Here is a 6000-nt window from a genome sequence, read left to right as displayed (position 1 = left end):
GGGGGGTGGTTTGGGTGGGGGGGGGGCCGGTTGGGGCCGCCCCACCACCAGCGGCGCCATGGCTGTGGCGCGTGCCGGGCGCAGGGTCAGAACGTGCCGGCGGAGTTGCACTTGGCCTTCTGGGTGATGCAGTCCTTCACGCGGTGCCCCTGAGCGGCGTTGTCCCACGCGTTGAAGAAGTCTCCGTGGATGGACGATGCCATGCCCGAGGCCAGCCGGAAGCCGGCCGTGCTGCCGTTGGTCGGGTAGCTGACTACGAAGGAGAGGTTGGGGATGGCTACGGGATAGGCGCCGCTGCACTTGCCGTCGTAGGTGTACGCGACGTGCGACTTGTGGTCGGGGCTGTCCAGGTTCTTGCCGTCCCAGCAGTCGGGGAAGACAAGCTGGTGGGTGAGGTGTGCGGTCGGAGCACAGACCGGCCAGTTGCCGTCGGCGCTGCGGCCGATCTCGCCGCCCGTGCCGGCGCACCAGTACTGGCCCGGCGATCCCGCGGGTGTGGATGTCTGCGCCCTGGCGTCGCCCGCGATCATGCGGAAGCCCTCGGGGAAGGGCAGTGTCGCCGAGGGGTCGGGCAGCCGGGAACCGTAGTAGACGATCATGTTCTCGGGCTCGACAGCCCTGTTGCCCTCGTACAGGGTCGGGATCCAGTACGCCGAGAGGTCCTCGGCGGGTTCACAGGTGGTGGCCTTGTTGTTCAGCAGCGACTGGGTGGTGGTGAACGCGTCGGTGCTCTTGTTGCCGAAGAAGCTGTGCATGTGGGACGCGCCGGCGAGTCCGGGCAGGACGATGGGGTCGTCCGGCTTGGAGTGGCTGTAGTCGCAGGTGGCGTTGAACTCAGGAACCCGGACCACGTTGGCGGGTACGGGGGCCGGGGTCATTGCGCGGAACTGCGCCACTTGGGCGTTCCACTTGGCCTGGTCGACGGGGACCCAGCCTGCCGCCTGGCCGTCTCCGTCGCCGACGAAGGAGAACCAGTTGATGTTGACGAAGTCACCCGGTGCGGTGCTGCGCAGTACGGCGAACACGGTCTGCGCACCGGTGGGGTGGGTGGTGACGTCGCTGGTGCGGGTGACCCAGTTCTGCCAGCCGCCCGTCGGCGCGACCTGTATGACGGCGAGCAGTGGCCCGGTCGCGCTGGTGGTACGCAGTTCGATGGTGCCCGAGCCGACGGCGGAGGCGATCCGGGCGGAGACGGTCAGCCGGCCGGCGGCGCCGAGGTCGACGTTGTCGAAGCGCATCCAGTCGCCGTCGGCGAGGAACGCCGCGTTCTCTCCTCCTCCGGAGTCCGCTGTCGCCTCCAGGCCGACGCCGGACTGGGCGGCGTAGGACTCCGCCTGGACGGTGACTGTGGCGGCCTGCGCCTCCTGGGTCGACACGGTCAGGCTCACGGCGGCGGCCAGCGCGACCACCAGTGCTCCTACTAACAGCGTGTACAGATGGGCGGGATATCTGCGCATCTCACTTCCTCAGGAATGTCGGGATGGAACGCCGGATCCTTCGACCGCGGCGGCAAGCGAGGATCGGAGGGCCGGGAGCGGGGTGCCCCTGCCGCGTGATCCGGAGCCTCCGGGCCGCGCCCAGGAGCGGGCGGGCGCGGCCCGGGGGATCGGAGGTGTTCGCGCGTGCTTACTGGAAGACCCGCACGTAATCGACGAGCATCCTGGACGGGAACGGGGTGCTGGCGTCGGTCGGGCCGGGCCAGTCACCTCCGACCGCCAGGTTGAGGATCATGTAATGGGGGTGGTCGAAGATCCACGGTCCACGGGTCTGCTCCACCTGGTCCTTGTCCAGAGAGAAGACGACCCGGCCGTCGAGGCTGTAGGTGATGCCCTTGCTGTTCCAGTCGGCGGTCCAGGTGTGGAAGTCGTCGGAGAAGTCGGCGTTCCCGGGCAGCTTGTAGGGGGAGCCGATGCCGCCTCCGCCGTTGTAGGCGGGCGCGTGGACCGTGGAATACGCGGTCTTCACGTCCTTGCCCAGGACTTCCACGATGTCGATCTCGCCGTTGTACGGCCACGGCCGCCCGGTCAGGAAGTCGCCGCCCATCATCCAGAACGCGGGCCACAGTCCGTTGCCCTTGGGCACCTTGATCCGTGCTTCGACCCGGCCGTACGTGAACTGGAACGTCGCGCCGGTGTTCATCCGCGCCGAGGTGTACTGGCACGTGGTGCTGCCGCTCAGAGGGTCACGCGGGCACGACGATCCGGCCGTGGCCTCCTTGCGCGCCTCCATCACCAGGTGTCCGGCCCCGTCCAGCGCGGCGTTGCGGTGATCGGTGTAGTACTCCAGTTCGTTGTTCGGCCCCGTTCCCGGATCGGCCCTCCACTTCGAGGCGTCGGGCCTGCTGCCCGCGGCACCGTCGAACTCGTCGCTCCACACCAGGCGTGGCGGGTTCGCGGGGTCGCTCGGCAAGGGCGGAGCCGGTATCGGAGCGCCACCGCTGCCGTACACCTGGAATTCCCACAGTGAGTAGCCGTACGGAGTGGCACGCTCCGTGCCGTACATGCGCACATAGCGGCCGGTGCCGGAGACGGTGAGCGTCTGTTTGAAGCCTGTGCCGGCCGTCGTCGAGTAGATGGGGGTCCAGTCCTGTCCGTTCGGTGAGACTTGGATCTGGAACGACTTGGCATAGGCCGGATCCCACTGCAGGACGACTTTGTCGATCTGGGCCGTCGCGCCGAGATCGACGGAGATCCAGCCCGGATCGGTCCATCCCGTGGTGGAGCTGGTCGCCCAGCGGGACGCCGCGTCGCGGTCGAATGCCCTGGCCGGTGTGCACTCCCAGCAGTTCTGGTCGCTCTGGGAAGAGGAGGCCGTGCCGGTCCTGCCGTAGGAGAGCAGCGTGCCGGCAGCGCCCGGCCCTTCGGAACCGGTGGTGCCGTACACCTGGAATTCCCACAGCGAGTAGCCGTACGGAGTGCCGCGCTGTGTGCCGTACATCCGTACGTAGCGGCCGGTGCCGGTAACGGTCAGGCTCTGGACGCCCCCGGTGGCCGTGGTGGTCTCGTGGACGGGGGTCCAGTCCTGTGCGTTGTTCGACACCTCGATCCGGAACGCTTTGCCGTACGCGGCCTCCCAGTTGAGGGCGACGCGGCTGATGCGGGTCTCGGCTCCGAGGTCGATCCGTATCCACTGCGGATCGGTGAACGCGCTGGACCATCGGGTGCCCAAGTCGCCGTCGACGGCGGCGGGTGCGTTGAAGGCTCCCTCGGTGCTTGACGCGGTGGCGGGCTTGCCCTGCGAGAGCAGAACCTCCGCCGCCTGGGCGGGTGGCGCGGGTAACGCGACGAGGGCGAGTAACGAGGCGGCTATCACCCAAAATAGGACGAACCTCTTGCTGAGAGTTTGCATATGCAACTCCTCAAGTGGGGTTTGAGGTGGGGGAGCGCTCCCTCAGGGGAGAATGGAGGGGGTGGAGGGACCTGTCAAGACTCCTATCCACTAAGAAAAATCCACGGCAGAAGGGTTGTCGGACGGTGAGGGAACGATCCCCGGGATATCTCCGCAGGAGGCAAACGCTTGCGATAAACTGCAAAGGTGGACGACGGCTTGGGCGAGTTCATGCCGCCCCGCCTGCGGATACGCTGCTGTCCTTGCCATGACGCAGAGCCGGAGGCCGCCTCGATGAGAAAACCCTCCCCGCGCACGTACCCGGGCGGCGGCACGGGGGACGGCCGGACATGAAACGCCCCACACTCGAAGTGGTCGCCGCCCGCGCGGGCGTGTCCAAATCGAGCGTCTCCCGCGTCATCAACGGCGAGACGACCGTTGCTCCGCAGATCCGGGACGTCGTCATGCGCGCCGTCCGCGAACTCGGCTACGTGCCCAACGGAGCGGCACGCAATCTCGTCACGCGGCGCACGGACACCCTCGCCCTGGTCATCTCCGACCCACCTCAAGGAGTCGTCTCCGACGATCCCCTGTTCTCCGCCGTGGTGCGCGCGGTCAGCCGCGAACTGGAGGCCGCGGGCAAACGACTTGTGCTCATGCTCGCGGAATCGGACCAGAGCCGGACCAGAGTGGAGCAGTACGTCGCCGGCGGGCACGTGGACGGGGTACTACTCGTTGCCCTGCACGGCACGGATCCACTGCCGGCGGCGCTGGCCCGTCAGGGCCTGCCCCTCGTCTCCTTCAACCGCACCTCCGCACAGGACGTCCCGTACGTCGCCCTGGACAACACCGGCGGGGCCGCGCTGGCCGTATGTCACCTGCTGGAACGGGGCCGGCGCCGGATCGCCACCATCACCGGACCACTCGAACTCCACGAAGCCCGGGAACGCCTTGACGGCTACCGCCGAACACTGCGCGACACAGGCCGCCGTTCCATCGTGGCCCTGGGCGACTTCACCCGGGTCTCCGGCGCCGAAGCCATGCGCCAGCTCCTGGAGGACGACCCCGACCTCGACGCCGTCTTCGCGGCCAACGACCTGATGGCGATCGGAGCCCTGCGCACCCTCCGCCAGGCAGGCCGGCGCGTCCCGGAGGACGTGGCCGTGGTCGGCTTCGACGACATAGAAGCCGCGTCCTACACCACCCCCGCGCTCACCTCGGTGCGCAGCCCGATGGCCAACCAGGCAACCGCCGCCGTCCACTTGCTCCTCGGCCTCATCAACGGTGGCCCCACAGACCCGGTGATCATGCCGAACGAACTTGTGGTCCGCGAATCGACCTGATGCAGACGACTCGCTCTTCAGTTGCTCAAAAGGGCGCGAAGTGCGGGACCCACCCCAGCCGCTTCGCAGACGCCCACGACGCCCACGACGCCTGCGGTCGGAGGCGCCGGCCAGTCGGGCTGTTGGCTCTGGAGGGATTGCTCAGAGCCAGTCCCGCCGCTTGAAGATGACGTACAGACTGGTGCAGACGACCGCCATCAGGAGGATGGCGAAGGGGTATCCGAGGACCCAGTGCAACTCCGGCATGTGTCGGAAGTTCATGCCGTAGATGGTCCCGACCAGGGTCGGGGCGAAGAGGATCGCCGCCCAGGAGGAGATTTTCTTGAAGTCGTCTACCTGGTGGCGCTGACCTGCGGTGATGCTGCTGTGAACCTCTCTGGCCTGGGCCGATCCGTCTTTCTGGGCCTTTCACGCTCGTGCCCGGTTATGCAGTCGATTCTCCCCACGCGCTCCCCAGCGCCGCTCATACTCCCCAGATTCTCCCCAGGGAATGGCCCCGAGCGGGGTCGGTGGGGCGTGCTGGCGAAGCTGCTCCGGTGAGTCCGATGATCACAGGCGGTTACTGCCGAGGGTTGAGACGGCAGCCGTCGGCAGCCGCTGCCACCCATTTTGCGGGCCTCTCCATGATCTCCGGATGACGCTGGCTCACGGCAGGGACAACGCCACGGACGACGACGATGGCGGTACCGCCATCGGAAACCCCCGCCAGCCGTCGGGCTCCCCGGATCCACTCGTTGCGAATCCTCTTGGGCTGATGACGACGTGGACGGGCCCGGTCGGCGCGACTATGCAGTGGAAGTTACGAACCGGTGGGCGACCGGGTCCCAGACAAGCAACCTGTTCCGGGGTGAACGGAGTTCGTGGTCGGGAGAACCGTTGGTCGCGGCGGGACTGAGGGGAATGCCAGTAGTACTCAGCGCGCAGCGCGGCGGGCCGGTGCAGATCTGGGATCCGGCGCAGCAGCCTGCCCAGGACGGCTGACTTGCCGGACCCCGCATGCCCGGTCACTACCCGCGCCCGGGCATCGTGGACGGGGTCGCGCAGCCAGCCCGCCAGCGTGGCCAGGGCCTGCAGACGCCCGGTGAACCAGTCGCCCGGCTCGCTCGCGTACTCCACCCCACGCCCCCGCGGACCGAAATGCGCGGTCCGCTCCCGCTGCGACTTCACGTCCATCGCCTCGTCAGGCAGGCCGGGCCGGTATTTCGAGTGGAGTGAGAACGGCGGGACCGGATGCCGTCGCCTTCGCCTCCGGTGGTGAGCCTGTTGCTGGCGCCGACTGCGAAGTGATCGTCCTGGAGCGTTGAGGTGCATGGCACATCAGCATGATCGC

The 6000-nt window shown here is 67.9% G+C and carries 3 protein-coding genes and 1 pseudogene; 1 reads left to right on the top strand and 3 read right to left on the bottom strand.

What is annotated here, in order from left to right:
* Window positions 1-86 precede the first annotated feature (86 nt).
* Both ACWGDX_RS19595 and ACWGDX_RS19590 read right to left on the bottom strand, forming a co-directional pair.
* Entirely contained in the window at window positions 87-1457 is a 1371-nt protein-coding gene (locus tag ACWGDX_RS19595) for a DUF1996 domain-containing protein (RefSeq protein WP_453627149.1), read from the bottom strand.
* A 169-nt stretch (window positions 1458-1626) separates the two neighbouring features.
* Window positions 1627-3348, bottom strand: a complete 1722-nt coding sequence (locus ACWGDX_RS19590) for a discoidin domain-containing protein (protein WP_453627147.1) — start codon at window positions 3346-3348, stop codon at window positions 1627-1629.
* 329 nt (window positions 3349-3677) lie between these two features.
* Here ACWGDX_RS19590 and ACWGDX_RS19585 point away from each other — a divergent pair, with 329 nt between their 5' ends.
* Window positions 3678-4670 (top strand): LacI family DNA-binding transcriptional regulator, encoded by a 993-nt coding sequence (locus tag ACWGDX_RS19585; RefSeq protein WP_066954708.1) that lies wholly within the window; start codon window positions 3678-3680, stop codon window positions 4668-4670.
* A 141-nt stretch (window positions 4671-4811) separates the two neighbouring features.
* On the opposite strand, the pseudogene ACWGDX_RS19580 reads toward ACWGDX_RS19585, so the two are convergent.
* Window positions 4812-5009, bottom strand: a pseudogene (locus ACWGDX_RS19580) (CorA family divalent cation transporter); the annotation flags it as partial.
* Window positions 5010-6000 lie beyond the last annotated feature (991 nt).

It is taken from the genome of Streptomyces sp. NPDC055025, assembly GCF_053608565.1.
The sequence above is the reverse complement of the archived record's forward strand: the minus strand, read 5'-3'. Positions and strand labels throughout refer to the sequence as shown.

Coding starts and splice junctions, on each gene's coding strand:
- ACWGDX_RS19590 (WP_453627147.1), bottom strand. CDS start 3,348: ATGCAAACTCTCAGCAAGAGGTTCGTCCTATTTTGGGTGATAGCCGCC.
- ACWGDX_RS19595 (WP_453627149.1), bottom strand. CDS start 1,457: ATGCGCAGATATCCCGCCCATCTGTACACGCTGTTAGTAGGAGCACTG.
- ACWGDX_RS19585 (WP_066954708.1), top strand. CDS start 3,678: ATGAAACGCCCCACACTCGAAGTGGTCGCCGCCCGCGCGGGCGTGTCC.